The following is a 17,372-nucleotide window of genomic DNA, read 5'->3' as shown; positions in this document are numbered from 1 at the left end:
CGCCCCTGCACCGCCGGGGCTGGCCCGCGGGCCGGCCCTCCGTTATCCGCGGTTCCGCGGCGTCCTCGTTCGACTCCTAAGACACCAGGCGACACCCTCTCCCATGCTGAAGGACTTCTTCGCCTATTACCGGCCCTACCGGACCCTGTTCCTCGTCGATTTCGGCTGCGCCGTGCTGTCGGGCCTGCTCGAACTCGGCTTCCCGATGGCGGTGAAGGCCTTCGTCGACGTGCTGCTGCCGCGCCAGGATTTCGGGCTGATTATCTTGGCGGCAGCCGGCCTCGCGCTCCTCTACGTGGCGAATGCCGGGCTGATGGTGGTGGTGACCTACTGGGGCCACGTGCTCGGCATCAACATCGAGACGACGATGCGCGAGCGCGCCTTCGCGCACCTGCAAAAACTCTCGTTCCGCTTCTTCGACGGGCAGAAGACCGGCCACCTCGTCGCCCGCGTGACGAAGGACCTCGAAGAGATCGGCGAGGTCGCCCATCACGGGCCCGAGGACGTGTTCATCGCCGTGATGACGCTGCTCGGCGCCTTCGCCCTGATGGCCTACGTGCATCCGCAATTGGCGCTCGCCACCGCGGCGATCCTGCCTCTCATCGCCTTCGTGACGATCCGCTACGGCGGGCGCATGACCCGCAACTGGCAGGCGCAGTACGGCCGGGTCGGCGCCTTCAACGCCCGCATCGAGGAGAATGTCGGCGGCATCCGCGTGGTCAAGGCCTTCGCCAACGAGCCGCACGAGCGCGCGCTCTTCGCCACCGACAACGCCCGCTACCGCGCCGCCAAGTTGGAGGCCTACCGGCTGATGGCCGCGGCGCTGTCGATCAACTACCTGGGCCTGCGCCTCGTCCAGATCGTGGTGCTCTTGGGCGGCGCCTACTTCGTCGTGCGCGGCGACCTGACGGCCGGCGGCTTCGTCGGCTTCCTGCTGCTCGTCGGCGTGTTCTACCGGCCGCTCGAAAAGATCGGCGCCGTGGTCGAGACCTACCCGAAGGGCATCGCCGGTTTCCGCCGCTACCGCGAGCTGCTCGCGACCGAGCCCGACATCGCCGACCGGCCGGGCGCGATTCCCGCGCCGCTGCTCAAGGGCGACATCAGCCTCAAGGGCGTCAGCTTCGGCTACTCGTCCGACCGGCCGGTGCTGCGGAACGTCGATCTCGACATCCGGGCCGGCGAGACGGTGGCCTTCGTCGGGCCCTCGGGGGCGGGCAAGACCACGCTGCTGTCGCTGATCCCGCGCTTCTACGAGGCGGAATCCGGCCGCATCACCATCGACGGCCACGACATCCGCGACCTGATGCAAGGGTCGCTGCGGAGCCGCATCGGCATCGTGCAGCAGGACGTCTTTCTGTTCGCCGGCACCATCCGCGAGAACATCGCCTACGGCCGCCTCGACGCCGACGAGGCCGAGATCATGGCGGCGGCCGCCCGCGCCCGGCTCGACGGCCTCGTCGCCTCGATGCCGGACGGGCTCGACACGGTGATCGGCGAGCGCGGGGTGAAGCTGTCGGGCGGGCAGAAGCAGCGGCTGGCCATCGCCCGCGCCTTCCTCAAGAACCCGCCGATCCTGATCCTCGACGAGGCGACCTCGGCGCTGGACACCCAGACCGAGCGGGAGATCCAGGCCTCGCTCGCCGAACTGGCGCAGGGGCGCACCACGCTGGTCATCGCCCATCGCCTCGCCACGATCCGCCACGCCGACCGCATCGTCGTGGTGGCCGAGCACGGCATCGCCGAGCAGGGCCGGCACGAGGCCCTGCTCGGGCTCGACGGCTACTATCGGCGCCTGCACGCCGCCCAGGTCGGCGACCTGTGGGAGAATCCGCCGCGCGACGCCGCCGAGTAGAACGGAAGACGCCGGAGCCGAGGGTTCGGCTCCGGCGCTCGGACGTGTCGCGGCGGTTGGGCGTCAGGCGACGACGAAATCGCCCGCGTTCAGCGAGGCCCGGTTCTCGAGGGTGGCGAACTGCACCGCGGCCCCCGCGCCCGAGCCGTCCGCGTCGTAGGACAGCGCGCCCGTGGAGCTGTCGTAGACGATACGGTCGCTCGCATCGACCGTCCCGCCCGCCCCGACATCCTTGAACGCGTCGGCATCGAGGTCGCCCGCGGTCAGCGCGGTGAAGACCGACGCCGAGAGCCGGATCGTGTCGCCGCCCGAGAAGTCCGCGATGGTGTCGACGTTGCCGCTGCCGATCGCCGTCGAGAACACGAAGGTGTCGTCGCCGTCGCGGCCGGTGAGACGGTCGGAACCGGCGCCGCCGTCGAGGACGTTGTCGCCGATGTTGCCGACGAGGCTGTTGGCGAACGCGTTGCCGGTCAGGCTGAAGCCCTGTGCGCCGGTCGCGGACAACAGTTGCAACCCCTCGATCTCCTGTCCGGCGGCCAGGGCGTAGCTCGTGGAAGCCAGCACCGTGTCGCTGCCGCCGCCGGCCGCCTCGATCACCTGATCGCCGGCATTGTCGACGATGTAGGTGTCGTTGCCGCCCCGGCCGTTGAGGCGGTCGGCGCCGGCACCGCCGTTGAGGACGTTGGCGCTGTTGTTGCCGACGAGGCTGTTGGAGAACGCGTTGCCGGTCAGGTCGAAATTGCCGGTCGTCGCGGAGAGCAACTGCAACCCCTCGATCTCCTGTCCTGCGGCGAGGGCGTAGCTCGTGGAGGCCAGCACCGTGTCGCTGCCGCCGCCGGCCGCCTCGAACACCTGATCGCCGGCATTGTCGACGATGTAGGTGTCGTTGCCGCCCCGGCCGTTGAGGCGGTCGGCGCCGGCACCGCCGTTGAGGACGTTGGCGCTGTTGTTGCCGACGAGGCTGTTGGCGAACTCGTTGCCGGTCAGGTCGAAGTCGCCGGTCGTCGCGGCCAGCAACTGCAGCCCCTCGATCTCCTGTCCGGCGGCGAGAGCGTAGCTCGTGGAGGCGAACACCCGGTCGGTGCCGCCGCTGGCCGCCTCGATCACGCGATCACGGGCATTGTCGACGAGGTAGGTGTCGTCGCCGCCTCCGCCGAGGAGGCCGTCGGCCCCGGTCCCACCGTCGAGCGTGTCGTTGCCCGCCCCGCCCACGAGGAAGTCGTCGCCGGCCGCGCCGATGACGCTGTCGTCGCCCTGGCCGGCATTGATGTAGTCGGCCTCGCCCGTGCCGGTGAGCGTCTCGCCCGTCTCCGTGCCGAGCGTCGCCGTGCGGAACAGGTCGCCGCGCTGCACGCCGCTGACGAGGTCGCGCACGTCGAAGGTCACGCCTTCGGCCGCCACGAAGGTGATGCCCTCGTCGTCGGCGCGGCTGACCGGCCCTGTCAGTCCATCGGCTCCGTTCTCGGACTGGATCCGGACGGCGAGGCCGCCGTCCTGGTTCGTCAGCGTCCCGCCGTCGTTGACGCTGCCGTTGCCGACCTCGGCCGAGGTGAAGCTGAGGCGCACCTGCCCGGACGTGGCGCGACCCACCTCGATCCGGTCCGCGCCGGCCCCGAGATCGATCCGGTCGGTCCCGTCCGTCGAGACGTTGAGCACGGCCACGTCGTCGCCGCCGCCGCCCAGGATCCCGTCGTCGCCGAGGTTCCCCGCCAGCCGGTCGTTGCCGCCTCCGCCCACCAGGAAATCGTTGGCTTCGCCGCCCACGACGAAGTCTCCCCCCTGGCCGGCGTTGATGTAGGTCGGGCGGTCCTCCTCGGAGGACCCCAGGAGATCGTTGCCGGCGGTGCCGAGCTGGACCGTGGCGAACTGATCGCCGCGCTGCGTGCCGCTGACGAGGTCGCGCACGTCGAACGTGCCCGCCCCACCCTCGTAGACGAAGACGACGTCCTCGTCGGTGTAGCGCGAGACCGGCCCGGTCAGCGTGTCGCCGGACCCCTCCGCCTGAACGCGGACGGCGAGCCCGCCGTCCTGGTTGGCCATGGTTCCGGAATCGTTGGAATTTCCGTTCCCCACCTCGGCCGAGGTGAAGGTGACCCGGGTCTGACCGGATTCGGGCGTCTCGATGACGATGGTTTGCGGCATGGCGGCGTGCTCCCTGCGGGCGACGGCCCGTTGAAGAAATGTCATTTGCTGGTTCTTTGCCGGCACGGCACGTGTTGATATTGAAATATGATAGTTTAGATGCCGGGCTTCGCAGTCTGCGCGACGCCCCGAATATGGAAATGCCGCATCCTCGATCCACTCAATTGAAATTGATGGATGAAAGATGCCGATGCGGACGTGGCGTTCCTGTCCGGATTCGAGAGCGACCGGAAAACGGTCGGTCAGGATGCGCGCGAATGCGCGAGGAGGGGAAACCGTTCCCGCTCGCGGTCGAGGCTGACGGCCGCAGGCTCGGCCTGAGCCGCCGGCGTCACGGCGGCTCCGGGCCGCCCCTCCGGGAGAATGTTCGATTCGGCGCAGACCGTTTCCGGCCGATGCCGCGGATCGGTCAGCGCGGCGGCGCGGCGGCCTCTGCTAGCAGGCCCTCGACGAAGGCGGAGAGGCCGGTGCGGCGGCTGCGCTTGAGCCGCTCGGCGGCCAGGATCGCCTGGAGCGCGCGGAAGGACTCGTCGAGGTCGTCGTTGACGATGACGTAGTCGTACTCGCTCCAGCGCTGCATCTCGTTGCGGGCGTTGGCGAGCCGCCGCTCGATCGTCTCGGGGGAATCCTCGGCGCGGCGCTCCAGCCGCTGGCGCAGCTCGGAAAAGCTCGGCGGCAGGATGAAGACGGTGACGACGTCCTCCTGCAGGCGCTGCCGCACTTGCCGCGTGCCCTGGTAGTCGATGTCGAAGATCATGTCGCGCCCCTGCGACAGGGTCTTCTCCACCGGGCGGCGCGGGGTGCCGTAGAAATTGCCGTGGACCTCGGCCCATTCGAGCAGGTCGTCGCGGGCGCGCAGGTCCTCGAACGCCTCGCGGTCGATGAAGCGGTAATGGCGCCCGTCGATCTCCGAGGGGCGGCGCGCCCGCGTGGTGACCGAGATCGACAGATCGAGGCCCCAGCCGCCGTCGGCCGCGATCGCCCGGGTCAGCGTCGTCTTGCCCGCCCCCGAGGGCGAGGACAGGATCAGGATCAGGCCGCGCCGCCCGGCCTTTGTGTCCTGCCCGCCCTCCGTCCGACCCTGATTCATACCCTGGCTCACTCGACGTTCTGCACCTGCTCGCGGAATTGCTCCACCACGGCCTTCAAGTCGAGTCCGATCCGCGAGAGCGCGATGTCGTTCGCCTTGGCGCAGAGCGTGTTGGCCTCGCGGCCGAGTTCCTGCGCCAGGAAGTCGAGCCGGCGCCCGATGGCGCCGCCCGCCGCCAGCAGATCGTTCGCCGCGGCGACATGGGCGCGAAGCCGGTCGAGTTCCTCGCGCACGTCGGCCTTGGCGGCGAGCAGCACCGCCTCCTGATGCAGCCGGTCGGGGTCGAGCCCGGTGCCGTCGGTGAGCGCGGCGATGCTGGCCGTGAGCCGTGCCTTCACGGCCTCCGGGCGCCGGGCCGGGCAGTCCTCGGCGCTTTTCGTCAGCCGGGCGATCTCGGCGAGCTGGCCCCCCACGATCTCCCGGAGCGAGGCGCCCTCCGCCCGGCGGGCGGCGGCGAGGTCGGCGACCAAGGCCTCGGCCCCCTCGGCGAGGTCGCGGTTCAGCGCCTCCGGGTCGGCCGGGCCTTCCGCCTCGACCTCGACGACGCCGCGCACCGACAGGAGCCCGTCCAAGGTCGCCGGCGCGATGCCCGCGGGCCGCGGCACCCGCGCCACCGAGGCGGCGAGGTCGGCCAGCAGCGCCTCGTCGATCCGCACCCGCGCCGCATTCTCGGGGCGCGTCAGCGTCAGGCCGAGCTGGCACTGGCCCCGCGCCAGCGCCTTGGAGAGCGCCGCACGGGCGGCCTCGCCCGCCGCCTCGAAGCCGTTCGGCACCCGCACCCGGATGTCGAGCCCGCGCCCGTTGACCGTGCGGATCTCCCACAGCCACTGCACCGCGCCGGTGGTGCCGGCGGCGCGGGCGAAGCCCGTCATGCTCGCGATCGAACCGCCCAAGCCTGCCCCCGTCGCGACGCTTGCGGCGACACGCGCCGCGGAACCGGCCCACCTGGGCGCGGTTCACCCGAATACGCGCTTTGGGTCGGACGACGCAACGCGGGAACAATTGGGGCCGGGGGTGCACCGCACCAACGACGTCCCGGCCGCGACTGCCCAACAAACGGGCACGGCCAAATCTCGCGCAGTCGCCTGTCGTTGAAGCAGGCACGAATACTGTGCATCGTCTTGACGCTTACTGCGCGAGTTTCTAGCTTCGGACTCGAGAGCGAGTGCCGGATCTTCGCCGGAGCTTCTTCGCGGGGACCGACCCATGACGAACCCTTTCGACATCAAGAACCGCTTCCGCGCCCGGCTGCGGGCCGCCGACGCGCAGAAGAACCGTCTGCGCGCCCGGCTGTTGGAAGAGGGCACGCGGGCGCTGGCGCCCGTCACCGAGGCGCTGACCCTGATGGGGGAGGTGCTGGAGGAGGACGGGGTCGCCCACGGCCGGATCGACTGCCCGAGGCCGGAGGTGGACCACGACGATTTCGTCGGCTTCACCGCGACGCTCCGCAACGCCGCCGACAAGGAATTGCGCATCTGCGTGAAGTACGGACCGGTGCTCGGCGGGCGCAACTACGTCGCGGTGACCGGGCTCGGGGCCGAGTACGGCGAGCGTCTCGCGGCGCTGGCGAGCAACGGGGCGCCGAGCCTCGGCCGCTCGGTCGGCAGCGACATCCATGTCGAGGCGGACCGGGGCCGCGACCTCGCCGAGATCCTGCGCGAGATGGTGGAGGATTTCTTCGCCGGCCATCCCGAGCCGGCCATCCGCACCGGCACCGCCGAGAGCCGGGCGCGGCTGGCGCTGGTGCAGTAGGCCCGACGCCCCGGCTTTGCAGGAGCGGACCCGCCGCCTGTCCCTCACGGGGCGGGCGGCATATCCGTGCCGACCCCGCGCCGGCGGCGCGCATTCCCTCGTCCCGCATGCGGGACGAGGGAGGAGCCGGCCCTCTCCGAAGCGATCAACCGGAAGTGAGATCGGGGGCCTGCGCCGCCAGGCTCCGCGCCCGAGCCGCGCGGGCCATGGCGATCAGTTCGTGCGCGGTGAGGCTATGCTGAGGAAGGCTCTCCTCGGCGGGCGTCACGGCGGCGGGCTCCGGCCCCTCCGGCTGCGGCGGGGGACGCAGGTCCCGGCTCGACCAGAGGGATCGGATTCGCGTCGCCTTCCGGGGTGCTGCCAGCGCCATGCCGTCTCCGCTTTCGGGCTTTTCTCGGGGTTGCCGGGGAAGGCAAATAGTCAAGCTTCACCGCACGAACATTCTTGACGGGCGCGCAAGTGGTGCTTCGCGGCGCAAAAAAAGCGCGCGGGTCGCCGGCCGACCGGCGCAACGATGCAACCGTGCCGCGCTCATTCCTGAAATTTGTTTCCACCTGACCGGACCATTGCTCCCCATGTCCGGGCGGGCGAAGAAGGTCCGGTCGGTTCGGCCCGCCGCCGCCGCCGGCGCATCGGCCCGAACGCTCTTGCCGGCTTTCGATGGATGCCGATGCCGCACGAGAACCCGAGGCGCCGCCCTTGATGCCGACCGACGCCGAGCTGGCCTCGCCGATCCCATCCTCCGCCGGGACCCTCGCCGCACACCGCCTCTCGGACCGGTGGCCGGTGCTGCCGCTGCGCCTCGCGCTGGCGCTGGCCTTCGGCACGCTCGGGATCGTCTCGACGCTCGCGCTCGCGCTCCTCGTCCACGGGCAGGCGACCGTCCGGCTGGAGCAGGAGGTCGGCGCGCAGCTCGACGAGCTGACCGCCCACATGGCCCGCACCCTCGATCAGGGCATGTTCGAGCGCTGGCGCGACGTGCAGGTGGTGGCCGCCCTCGACACCCTGCGCGAGCCCGACGCGCCGCTGCCGGCCAAGCGCGCCGTGCTGGAGCGGCTGCAGACCACCTATCCGGCCTATTCCATCCTGCTCCTCACCGATGCGGCAGGCCGCATCGTCGCCACCAGCAACGGCCTCATCGAAGGGGCGGACGTGTCGGCCCGCGACTACTTCCTCGCCGGGCGCGAGCGGCCCTTCGCGGGCGACGTCCACGAGGCGAAGCTGCTCGCCAAGCTGCTGCCGCAGGCGGGCGGCGAGCCCCTGCGCCTCGTCGACCTGGCCGCCCCCGTCCGCGCGCCGGACGGCGCCTTCGCCGGAATCGTCGCGGCCCATCTCGACTGGGCCTGGGTGCGCGAGGCGGTGGCCGCCTTCGAGCGCACCCTGACGCGCCAGCGGGCCGGCACCGAGATCCTGCTCCTGTCGCGCGACGGCCGCGTGCTGCACGGACCGCCCGACCTGCTCGACCGGACCCTGCCGTCCAAGACCCTCGCGGGCGCGCGGCGGCTCGGCGGCGACGCCGCCGGCCCGCGGATCGGCCCCTGGCCGGACGGCCGGGACACGTATCTCTTCGCCACAGAGCCGACGCGGGGCTTTCGCGACTATCCCGGCCTCGGCTGGACCGTCGCGGCGCGGGTCGATGCGGGCCGCGCGCTGGCTCCGGTGCGGGAGCTGAGCACGGCGATCACCGTCTCCGGCCTCGCCGTGGCGCTCGTCGGCGCGCTGCTGACGTGGCTTCTCGCCGGGCGGCTCGCGCGCCCGCTCGACGCCGTCTGCGCCCAGGCCGAGCGGCTCGGGCGCGGCGAGCCCCTCGCCGTCCTGCCGGCGACCCCGGTGCGGGAGATCCGCGACCTCGGCCAGGCCCTCGACGCGGCGGCGCGGGAACTGCGCCAGCGGGATTCGGCGCGCCGCCTCCTCGTGGACGAGTTGAACCACCGGGTGAAGAACACGCTCGCCACGGTGCAATCCTTCGCGCTCCAGAGCTTCCGCGGGCTCGACGGCGCGGCGGCGCAGCGGCGCGACGCCTTCGAGGGGCGGCTCCTGTCGCTCTCGGCGGCCCACAACATCCTGACGCGGGAGCACTGGGCCGGGGCGGGTCTGCGCCCGGTGATCGACGAGGTGCTGCGGCCGTTCGAGGCCGGGGGCTCGCGCTTCACCCTCTCGGGTCCGGACCTGCGCCTGCCGCCCCGCGTCGCCCTGGCGCTCGGCATGGTGCTGCACGAGCTGTGCACCAATGCGGCCAAGCACGGCGCGCTGTCGCGTGCCCAGGGCCGGGTCGCGCTCGGCTGGGAGGTCGGCCCCGCGGAGAACGGCCTGCGCCGGCTCCACCTCGTCTGGCGCGAGACCGGCGGCCCCCCGGTGGCGACGCCGAGCCGGCGCGGCTTCGGCTCCCGCCTGATCGAGCGCGGGCTGGCCTCCGAACTCGGCGGCAGCGCCCGGATCGGGTTCCCGGCCGAGGGCGTGGTCTGCGAGATCGTTGCGCGTGTCGAAGAGGTGTGAGGCAGCCGTCTCGGGTCGGGCGCGGCGGGTTTCGCAAGGGCGAGGGCGATCGCGTGCAGGCCGTTGAGTTTCACGCACCCTTTTCTTTGGCTCGTTCGAGGCGGGACCAATTTCCATCCCGTCGTGTATATATCACGCGATAAGTTTTTACTTTTTCTTGAATTTCATTGGGCTTGTCGAGGCGATGGAACGTCAGCCAAACCATATCGAGGCCTTGTTTTTCAGCCTCTGACTTGATGGAATGATCCATCATCTGGCGGGCAAGATGTTCCAGCTTCGGCACTTCGTCGGTCACGGGCACCTGAATGCTTGCGTGCAGAAATTTGTGAACGATCTGCTCGCCGCCCTTCGTTCTTTCGATGAAGGTCGCTGGCTCAGTGCCGAGTGCGTACTGGATGGCACCGCTCGCCGACGGAACCGATCGCGTCCACGGAACGATGGCGATCAAGCCAATCATGAGAGCCGAAATGATCATGAATATTTTCATCTTTGCCCTTGGGATAGAGAGGGCGTGGGCGGCCACTCGAAGTTTTAATTTGCGAGTCGAGAGTGTTAAAGGCGCGCCCACAACAGATGAAATATAAACAATTTTGGTTTTTGGATTTAAATCTTGAAAAACGAGATCGTTAAAACTGTCGCATTCGCAGCGATACCCGGCAGCCTATGCCCCTCCGACACTTGAGATCGCCGTCCATCGTTCGCACCGAACCCTACTTCGTCTTCCCGTCCTGCCCGTCCCCGGCGCCGCAGATGGCGCGCAGCGTCTGCCAGTCCGCCTCGCTCAGGAGCGAGGCCTCGCCCGTCTTGCCGGGGGTCGCCCGGATCGTGGCCGCGCGCTCGGCGGTGTAGGGGTGCGAGCGCAGGAAGCCGGTGAGGCCGCCGGGCTTCTCGTCCTCCGCGCGGGTGATGCGCTCGAGGATGGCGGCGAGCGCCCGCCCGTCGCCGCCGGCCCGGTCGACGGCCGCGACCGAGGCCGCGTCGGCCGCGCGCTCGGCGTCGCGCGAGTAGCCCGCGGCGATCGCGGCCTGCCCCACAGCCACCAGCACGGTCGAACCGGTGAGGTCGCCGAGCACGAGGCTGAGCAGGAACGAAGTGCCGCCCGCCCGGATCACCGAGCGGACCGGATCGCGGGCGGAGACGTGCCCGAACTCGTGGGCGAGGATGCCGGCGAACTCGTCGGCGCTCTTGGCCTTCCCGAGGAGGTCGGACAGGATGATCACCCGCGCGCCGGGCAGCGCCAGCGCGTTGGCCAGCGAATGGCGGCGCACGCTCACCTGCGGCGGCGACAGCGACATGGTGGCCGAGAGCCGCGCCACGAGACCGTCGAGCACGGCCGTCGCCGCCGGGTCCTCGCAGAGCGGGGGATCGCCCAGCAGGCCGACGATCTGCGTCTCGACCGCCGCGCCCAGGCGCGCTTCGACCGTCCGCGGCACCAGCGGAGCCAGCAGGTCGGCCGCCGCCGGCACGCCGTAGATCGCGGTGAGCAGGACCGAGACGCCCGCGGCGAGCGACCAGAGCACGAGGCGTGGGAGCCCGCCCTCGCGCTCGCGCCGGTGCAGGCCGGGACAGCGGGCCGCGAGTGCGTCCGCAAAGGCCGCATCCTCGAACTCGACGCTGCCGGGACTGTCCGCGTGGCCGATCCGGGCGAGCGGCGGCGCCGTCTCGGCGGCGCGCAGGTCGAGCAGGCTCCAGTCGAGGCGCACGGCCTCGCCGACGATCTCCAGCCGCTCGCCGAGGCGCAGCCGCACCGGATGGGCGCGGGCGCTGCGCCCGTCGAAGTACAGGCCGGTGGCGGTCGGCGGCGTGTTCACCCGGCTCTAAAACCCGATTTCCAGGGCGCCGCCGACATCGAGCGCGTCGGCGAGCCCCTCGTTGAGGCCGCTCGCGGGCGTGCGGGCGGAGGCCAGCACCGCCTCCAAGGCAGCGACGTTCTCGATCCCGGTCGTGTCCGCCACCGCGCGCCATAGGCGCAAGGTGACGACGCGGACATAGAGCACCGCGGCTCCCAGCAGCGTGCCGAGATAGAGCAGGCCCCCGCCCGCGATGGTGGCGGCCTGCATGCCCGGATTCGCCTTCGGATCGGCCACCAGCGGCACGATCACCGCGAGCACGATGCCGACCACGATGAAGAAGCCGACGATGGAGAGGAAGTAGAGGATGTAGGGCCAATAGAACTGGCGCGCCTTCAGGTGCGAGACGAGGCGCGCCTCGCCGAGATGCGTGGCGGCGAGGAAAGCGCGGGTCTCCCGCGCGCGGTAATACGGGGTCAGCCAGACGACCGCGAGGATCGCGAAGCCGAAGGCGGCCATGCCGGCCACCATGAAGAACTCCAGCGCCGTGCCGGCATATTTCGGATTGAGGACGAAGCTGTTCGATTTGCCGTTCGGATCGGGAAGATACAGGTCGGACGGAAGGTCGAAGCCGGCCGCGCTCAGGAGCCCGAACCCGCTGACGAGGATCGGCAGGACGGCGAACAGGTAGAACATCAGCCAGGGCCACAGCACCGAGCGCCCGGTGGCTGTGGAGCGCAGCCGGCTCTCGCCGATCAGGGTGTGGCCGATGCGGTAGCGCTCCAGGCCGGCCCGCATGAACGGGAAGGCGAGGCCGAGCGTCAGGATCGTGAGAAGCCACCACAGGCTCGCGCGCACCATGTAGGCGAAGGCCGATCCGTCCTGGCCGAGGCGGATGCCGCGCCAGCGGGTGCGCGAGGCGCGGTAGCGGCGCCCGCGGAAGATCGCGTATTGCCCGAGCAGGAACAGGAAGACCGCGGACAGGAACGGCACGAGCGGTTCGAGGCGCGGGACCGCGAAGCCGAGGATGAACAGGACGAGGTAGACCGGCACCAGGATGGCGAGCGCCACGAGGAAGCCGAGAAACAGCTCCTTGCCGCGGCCGAGATACTCGGCGGGGCTGCCGGCCACGACCGTGCGGCTCCAGAAGAAGCGCCGCAGGTTGGTGATGTACCAGAAGCGGTAGATCGAGAAGGTGACCAGCGAGAGCAGGAAGCCCTTCACGACGAGGCCGGTCAGCCCCGCGGCGCTGCGGTCGAAGGCGACCGTTCCCGTCGGGCCGAGCCGCCCGTCCTGCTGAGTCATGCCGTCCGCCCCCAGGCTCGATCTAGGCGGTAGACTAGCCGGGCGCTTGCAACATGCACGTGAAAAGGCGCCGCCCTCCCCGAAAGCCGGGGATGACGGCGCCTCTTGGGTCGTGATGGTATCCTCCGCTCAGCAGCAGCGGAAGCCCGAGCTGTTGCCGACGCCGAAGCGGGCGTTCTCGCGGTTCCGAAAGAACTCGCGCTCGGTCATCGGCGTCTGGTCCGGGTGGGTTTTTCGGATGTGGGCGACGTAGGTGCCGTAATCGCCCTGGCCCACCATCAGCCGCGCCCCGTCGCAGACGCATTTGTTGAACGCCTTGAGGCGGTCGCGAAAGTTCTGCGCCGGGGCCATTGCGGTCATGCTCTCACTCCGCCGGGGCGAGCTTGGGATCGGCTTCGAGCGCGGTCCAGCGGTCGGCGCGGTAGGCCTTCAGGCAGGCCATGACGCCGAACACCACGATCGCGACGACGAGGCAGACGAAGAACACGGCGAGCACCGTATCGACGCGGTCGTTGAAGACGATCTTGTGCATGTCGTCCATGCTTTTGGCCGGCGCCAGCACCTTGCCTTCGGCGATGGCGGCCGAGAAGCGGTCGGCGTGGCTGAGGAAGCCGATCTTCGGGTCGGGGGAGAAGATCTTCTGCCAGCCGGCCGTGAGGGTGCAGATGCACAGCCACACCGTCGGGATGATCGTGACGAAGGCGTAGCGCTCGCGCTTCATCTTGAAGATCACCACCGTGGCGAGCGTGAGCGCCACCGCCGCCAGCATCTGGTTCGAGATGCCGAACAGCGGCCAGAGCGTGTAGATGCCGCCGAGCGGGTCGGTCACGCCCTGGTAGAGGAAGTAGCCCCAGGCGGCCACGCACAGAGCGGTCGCCACCAGGCTCGGGGCCCAGGCCGAGGTGTCCTTGAAGCGCGGCGACAGGAGGCCGAGCAGGTCCTGCAGCATGAAGCGCCCGGCCCGCGTGCCGGCATCCACGGCGGTGAGGATGAACAGCGCCTCGAACAGGATCGCGAAGTGGTACCAGAAGGCCATCATCGCCTTGCCGCCGATGGCCGACGAGATGATGTGGGCCATGCCCACCGCCAGCGTCGGGGCGCCGCCGACGCGCGAGATGATCGAGTGCTCGCCGACGTCCTTGGCGGTCTGGGCGATCACCTCCGGCGCGATCGGGAAGCCGAGCTTGGTCACGGCGGCGGCGGCCGTCTCCGGTGTGGTGCCGACGAGGCCGGCGGGCGAGTTCATGGTGAAGTAGACGCCCGGATCGATCACGCTCGCGGCCACCAGCGCCATGATCGCGACGAAGCTCTCCATCAGCATGCCGCCGTAGCCGATGAAGCGGGTGTCCATCTCGTTGTCGACGAGCTTGGGCGTGGTGCCCGAGGAGATCAGGGCGTGAAAGCCCGAGACCGCGCCGCAGGCGATGGTGATGAACAGGAACGGGAACAGCGAGCCCGCCCAGACCGGGCCGGTGCCGTCGACGAACTTCGTCATCGCCGGCATCTGCATGTGCGGGGCGACGACGACGATGCCGAGGGCCAGCCCGACGATGGTGCCGATCTTGAGGAAGGTCGAGAGGTAGTCGCGCGGGGCGAGCAGCAGCCACACCGGCAGGATCGCGGCGACGAAGCCGTAGCCGATCAGCATCCACGTGAGCTGGGTGCCGGTGAAGGTGAAGGCCGGGCCCCAGACCGGGTGCTCGTTGATCTGCCCGCCGCCGAGGATCGCGGCCATGAGCAGGACGAAGCCGATGATCGAGACCTCGCCGATCTTGCCCGGCCGGATGTAGCGCGCGTAGAGGCCCATCAGGATCGCGATCGGGATCGTGGCGGCGACCGTGAAGGTGCCCCACGGGCTCTCGGCCAGCGCCTTGACGACGATCATCGCCAGCACCGCCAGCAGGATCACCATGATCATGAAGGTGCCGAACAGCGCGATCACGCCGGGGATGACGCCGAGTTCGGCCCGGATCAGCTCGCCGAGCGAGCGCCCGTCGCGGCGCATCGAGATGAACAGGATCATGAAGTCCTGCACCGCGCCCGCCAGCACCACGCCGGCCAGGATCCACAGCATGCCGGGCAGGTAGCCCATCTGCGCCGCGAGCACCGGGCCGACGAGGGGGCCTGCACCCGCGATCGCCGCGAAGTGGTGGCCGAACAGCACGGTCTTGTTGGTGGGGACGTAGTCGAGGCCGTCGTTGTGGCGGTGGGCCGGGGTCTCGCGCTTCGGATCGAGGCGCATCACCTTGTCGGCGATGTAGAGCGAATAGTAGCGGTAGGCGATCAGGTAGACGCAGACCGCGGCCACCACGACCCACAGCGCGTTGATCGATTCCCCGCGCTGCGTCGCCACGATGGCGAGCGCCGCCGCGCCGAGCGCGCCCACCAGGGCCCAGGGCCCATGTTTCTGTACCGCGCCCATCTGAACGCCTCGCTCCGTGATGGCCGCGTTCTTTGTTCGGGCGGCCTTGACGGGCCCTGTTTGGCTTAATTTTTTCGCGAGGGCCAGTTGCAGGGGCTACACACGCGGCGATCCTTCAAGGGGCAAGGCGCGTCTTCCCCTCGCGTGCCTTCGGCCTCATTCCAGCACGATGACGCGGTTGGGCAGTTCGTTGCCCGCGCCGTCCTCGGGAAGGGCCGCCTCCAGCACGCCGCCGACCCGCTCCACCGCCGCGACGAGGCCCGGCCCCAGCTCGCCACGCCCGGCCGCAGCGAGGAGGTCGGCCAGCACATTGCGCCACTCGCCGTCGGGGATGCGGGCGCGCACCGCGGAATCCGCGACGATCTCGGCATAGCGCTCGGCGAGCGCGACATAGATCAGCACCCCCGTGCGCCCCCGCGTGGCGGTGAGACCGTGCGCGACGAATTCGTGGCGGGCGGCGGCGCGGGCGCGCTCGTGGCGCCAGGGGCGCGGCGTCAGCGCGATCCGCACCCGCTCGTTCAGCGTGGCGGCGAGCGCCACGAGCACGCCGCCGGCCTGGGCCAGAGCGATCTCGGCGGCGGACAAATGCGTCAGCAGGATCAGCGGCCAGGGGAGAGCGAGCGCCACCGCCAGCGCGAGCGCCAGGGCGGGCGAGCGGTAGAGCCCCGCGCGGGCAGCCACCAGCACGACGATCTCGCCCGCGGTGCCGGCCTCGGCCCGGCCGATCGCCTGCCCGATCCGGGCGCGCTCAGAATTGGTGAGGATGCCCGCGCTACCAGTCACCGGAGGCTCCCCCGCCGCCCGACGAGCCGCCCCCGCCGGAGAACCCGCCGCCGCCCGAAAACCCGCCATCGGAGAAGCCGCCGCCCCAGCCGCCGGAGGAGCCGGGGATGACGACGATGCCGCCGCCGCGCCCGCGCCGCCCGCCGGAGTTCATCCGCGCCAGGACGATCACCAGAACGACGATGACGAGAATCCAGAACACGACCGTGACCGGATCGACCGAATCCGCGCGCACCGGGGCGCGACGCTGCCATTCCTCGGCATCGCCCGACAGGATCGACAGGATCGCATCGGTGCCGGCCTCGACGCCGCCGGAAAAGTCGCCCTGCTTGAAGCGCGGCGTGATCGCCGTGGTGACGATGACCTTGGTGAGCGCGTCGGTGAGCGCGCCTTCCAGCCCGTAGCCGACCTCGATGCGGACCTTGCGCTCAGATGGCGCCACGAGGAGCAGGACGCCGTTGTTCGTCTTGGCCTGACCCAGCTTCCACGCCCGAAACAGGCGGTTGGCGAAGTCCTCGACCGTCAGGCCCTGGAGCGAGGGCAATGTGGCGACGGCGACCTGATCGCCGGTCTTGTCGTCGTGCGCCTTGAGCTTGCCCTCGATCCGCGCTTTCGCCTCGGGCGAGAGGATGTTCGCGCCGTCGACCACGCGGCCGGTGAGTGCCGGCAGGGTCGGCTCGGCGGCGATCGCCGGCCCCACGAGGACGAGCAGCAGCACGGCCAGCGGCGCGACCAGCCGGGCGAGAAGATCTTTTGCGCGAAGGCTCACCCGGCGGCTGGCGCTAGAACTTCACGTTCGGCGCGCGCTCCGCGCCCGGCGTCGAGGTGAAGGTCTCCATCGGCTTCGCCTCGGGGTAGAACCACGAAGCGATCCAGCGGCCGGGGATGGTGCGAATCTCGGTGTTGTAGGCCTGGACCGCCTGGATGTAGTCGCGCCGCGCCACCGCGATGCGGTTCTCGGTGCCTTCGAGTTGGGACTGCAAGGCCAAGAAATTCTGGTTCGACTTCAGGTCCGGATAGGCTTCGACCGAGGCGAGCAGGCGTCCGAGCGCGCCCGATAGCTGGTTCTGCGCGTCCTGGAACTGCTTGAACTTCTGCGGGTCGCTCACCGTCGAGGCATCGACCTGGACGCTGGTGGCCTTGGCGCGGGCTTCCGTCACCTTGGTCAGCGTCTCCTGCTCCTGCTTGGCGTAGCCCTTCACCGTCTCGACGAGGTTAGGGATCAGGTCGGCCCGGCGCTGGTACTGGTTCTGCACCTCGCTCCACGAGGACTTCGCCTGCTCCTCCAGGCTCGGCACCCGGTTGATCGCGCCGCAGCCCGACAGGCAGAGCGCCAGCCACAGGGCGGCGAGCGCGCTGGCGATCCGGCCGAGCACGGGCGCGCGCAGCGCCACGGGGGGCTGGAGGCTGACGGACATGGGCAAAGGGTCTCCGAAGCGAGGCTTTTGTCGGAGAGGGAGATAGGTGCGGCGGGCCGCCGCGGGAAGGCGGGGCGGTGAAGTTCGGGTGAGAGAGGGGCTTTCGGCTCGCCGTCTCACCCCCGCCGTCATTCCGGGGCGCCGCAGGCGAACCCGGACCCGAAGGGGCGCGCCGGAGGCGTGCAATCCACGACTGGCCGCGACGGTCCGACTTCGGCCGGGCTTCCCGCATCACGGGTGATGGGGTGGACGGCCCCCGACGGCATCGTGTGTGCCAGATTGAGGTCGTTGCAGATCTCAAGCGAGGAGGCCGTCCATGGAG

General features: G+C 70.3%; 14 protein-coding genes. 3 read left to right on the top strand and 11 right to left on the bottom strand.

Features of this window, described 5'->3' with window-relative positions:
• Positions 1 to 103 precede the first annotated feature (103 nt).
• Entirely contained in the window at positions 104 to 1,852 is a 1,749-nt protein-coding gene (locus tag HNR00_RS12130; RefSeq protein WP_183569581.1) for an ABC transporter ATP-binding protein, read from the top strand.
• 63 nt (positions 1,853 to 1,915) lie between these two features.
• Here the strand turns inward: HNR00_RS12130 and HNR00_RS12125 are convergent, their stop codons facing one another.
• The 3 genes from HNR00_RS12125 to HNR00_RS12115 form a co-directional block, all read right to left on the bottom strand.
• On the bottom strand, positions 1,916 to 4,039 hold the full coding sequence (locus HNR00_RS12125; protein ID WP_183569579.1) for a beta strand repeat-containing protein: 2,124 nt from the start codon (positions 4,037 to 4,039) through the stop codon (positions 1,916 to 1,918).
• A gap of 364 nt (positions 4,040 to 4,403) precedes the next feature.
• Positions 4,404 to 5,084, bottom strand: a complete 681-nt coding sequence (gene gmk / locus HNR00_RS12120; protein ID WP_183569577.1) for a guanylate kinase — start codon at positions 5,082 to 5,084, stop codon at positions 4,404 to 4,406.
• 8 nt (positions 5,085 to 5,092) lie between these two features.
• Positions 5,093 to 5,956 carry a YicC/YloC family endoribonuclease gene (locus tag HNR00_RS12115; RefSeq protein WP_183569575.1) on the bottom strand — a complete coding sequence of 288 codons (864 nt, stop codon included), beginning with the start codon at positions 5,954 to 5,956 and terminating at the stop codon, positions 5,093 to 5,095.
• 334 nt (positions 5,957 to 6,290) lie between these two features.
• Between HNR00_RS12115 and HNR00_RS12110 the strand changes: the two genes are divergently transcribed.
• Positions 6,291 to 6,836, top strand: a complete 546-nt coding sequence (locus tag HNR00_RS12110; protein WP_183569573.1) for a hypothetical protein — start codon at positions 6,291 to 6,293, stop codon at positions 6,834 to 6,836.
• Positions 6,837 to 7,538: 702 nt separating this feature from the next.
• On the top strand, positions 7,539 to 9,332 hold the full coding sequence (locus HNR00_RS12105) for a sensor histidine kinase (protein ID WP_183569570.1): 1,794 nt from the start codon (positions 7,539 to 7,541) through the stop codon (positions 9,330 to 9,332).
• A 70-nt stretch (positions 9,333 to 9,402) separates the two neighbouring features.
• On the opposite strand, the gene HNR00_RS12100 is transcribed toward HNR00_RS12105, so the two are convergent.
• From HNR00_RS12100 to HNR00_RS12065, 8 genes are all read right to left on the bottom strand, one after another.
• On the bottom strand, positions 9,403 to 9,807 hold the full coding sequence (locus tag HNR00_RS12100; RefSeq protein ID WP_183569568.1) for a hypothetical protein: 405 nt from the start codon (positions 9,805 to 9,807) through the stop codon (positions 9,403 to 9,405).
• A 235-nt stretch (positions 9,808 to 10,042) separates the two neighbouring features.
• Positions 10,043 to 11,143 carry a M48 family metallopeptidase gene (locus HNR00_RS12095; RefSeq protein ID WP_183569566.1) on the bottom strand — a complete coding sequence of 367 codons (1,101 nt, stop codon included), beginning with the start codon at positions 11,141 to 11,143 and terminating at the stop codon, positions 10,043 to 10,045.
• A 6-nt stretch (positions 11,144 to 11,149) separates the two neighbouring features.
• Positions 11,150 to 12,427, bottom strand: coding sequence for a DUF898 family protein (locus HNR00_RS12090; protein ID WP_183569564.1), 1,278 nt, complete (start codon positions 12,425 to 12,427; stop codon positions 11,150 to 11,152).
• 129 nt (positions 12,428 to 12,556) lie between these two features.
• Complete coding sequence (locus HNR00_RS12085) at positions 12,557 to 12,778, bottom strand: YbdD/YjiX family protein (protein ID WP_376770381.1); 222 nt, start codon at positions 12,776 to 12,778, stop codon at positions 12,557 to 12,559.
• A 13-nt stretch (positions 12,779 to 12,791) separates the two neighbouring features.
• Positions 12,792 to 14,849, bottom strand: a complete 2,058-nt coding sequence (locus HNR00_RS12080; RefSeq protein WP_183569560.1) for a carbon starvation CstA family protein — start codon at positions 14,847 to 14,849, stop codon at positions 12,792 to 12,794.
• A gap of 156 nt (positions 14,850 to 15,005) precedes the next feature.
• Positions 15,006 to 15,632: a TPM domain-containing protein gene (locus HNR00_RS12075; protein WP_183569558.1), complete on the bottom strand. Its 627-nt coding sequence runs from the start codon at positions 15,630 to 15,632 to the stop codon at positions 15,006 to 15,008.
• Positions 15,622 to 16,368, bottom strand: a complete 747-nt coding sequence (locus tag HNR00_RS12070; RefSeq protein ID WP_210306458.1) for a TPM domain-containing protein — start codon at positions 16,366 to 16,368, stop codon at positions 15,622 to 15,624. Before HNR00_RS12070 ends, HNR00_RS12075 begins: the two co-directional genes overlap by 11 nt.
• A gap of 46 nt (positions 16,369 to 16,414) precedes the next feature.
• A complete protein-coding gene (locus HNR00_RS12065; RefSeq protein ID WP_183569554.1) occupies positions 16,415 to 17,050 on the bottom strand; it encodes a LemA family protein in 636 nt (211 codons plus the stop codon).
• Between the last annotated feature and the right edge of the window lie 322 nt (positions 17,051 to 17,372).

It is taken from the genome of Methylorubrum rhodinum (genome assembly GCF_014199935.1).
Taxonomy (GTDB): domain Bacteria; phylum Pseudomonadota; class Alphaproteobacteria; order Rhizobiales; family Beijerinckiaceae; genus Methylobacterium; species Methylobacterium rhodinum.
The sequence above is the reverse complement of the archived record's forward strand: the minus strand, read 5'-3'. Positions and strand labels throughout refer to the sequence as shown.

Excerpts from the sequence above, each read along its gene's own strand:
- HNR00_RS12125 (WP_183569579.1), bottom strand. The coding sequence starts at position 4,039 with ATGACATTTCTTCAACGGGCCGTCGCCCGCAGGGAGCACGCCGCCATG.
- HNR00_RS12065 (WP_183569554.1), bottom strand. The coding sequence starts at position 17,050 with ATGTCCGTCAGCCTCCAGCCCCCCGTGGCGCTGCGCGCGCCCGTGCTC.
- HNR00_RS12105 (WP_183569570.1), top strand. The coding sequence starts at position 7,539 with ATGCCGACCGACGCCGAGCTGGCCTCGCCGATCCCATCCTCCGCCGGG.
- HNR00_RS12130 (WP_183569581.1), top strand. The coding sequence starts at position 104 with ATGCTGAAGGACTTCTTCGCCTATTACCGGCCCTACCGGACCCTGTTC.
- HNR00_RS12110 (WP_183569573.1), top strand. The coding sequence starts at position 6,291 with ATGACGAACCCTTTCGACATCAAGAACCGCTTCCGCGCCCGGCTGCGG.
- gmk (WP_183569577.1), bottom strand. The coding sequence starts at position 5,084 with ATGAATCAGGGTCGGACGGAGGGCGGGCAGGACACAAAGGCCGGGCGG.
- HNR00_RS12080 (WP_183569560.1), bottom strand. The coding sequence starts at position 14,849 with ATGGGCGCGGTACAGAAACATGGGCCCTGGGCCCTGGTGGGCGCGCTC.
- HNR00_RS12090 (WP_183569564.1), bottom strand. The coding sequence starts at position 12,427 with ATGACTCAGCAGGACGGGCGGCTCGGCCCGACGGGAACGGTCGCCTTC.
- HNR00_RS12085 (WP_376770381.1), bottom strand. The coding sequence starts at position 12,778 with ATGGCCCCGGCGCAGAACTTTCGCGACCGCCTCAAGGCGTTCAACAAA.
- HNR00_RS12115 (WP_183569575.1), bottom strand. The coding sequence starts at position 5,956 with ATGACGGGCTTCGCCCGCGCCGCCGGCACCACCGGCGCGGTGCAGTGG.
- HNR00_RS12100 (WP_183569568.1), bottom strand. The coding sequence starts at position 9,807 with ATGATCATTTCGGCTCTCATGATTGGCTTGATCGCCATCGTTCCGTGG.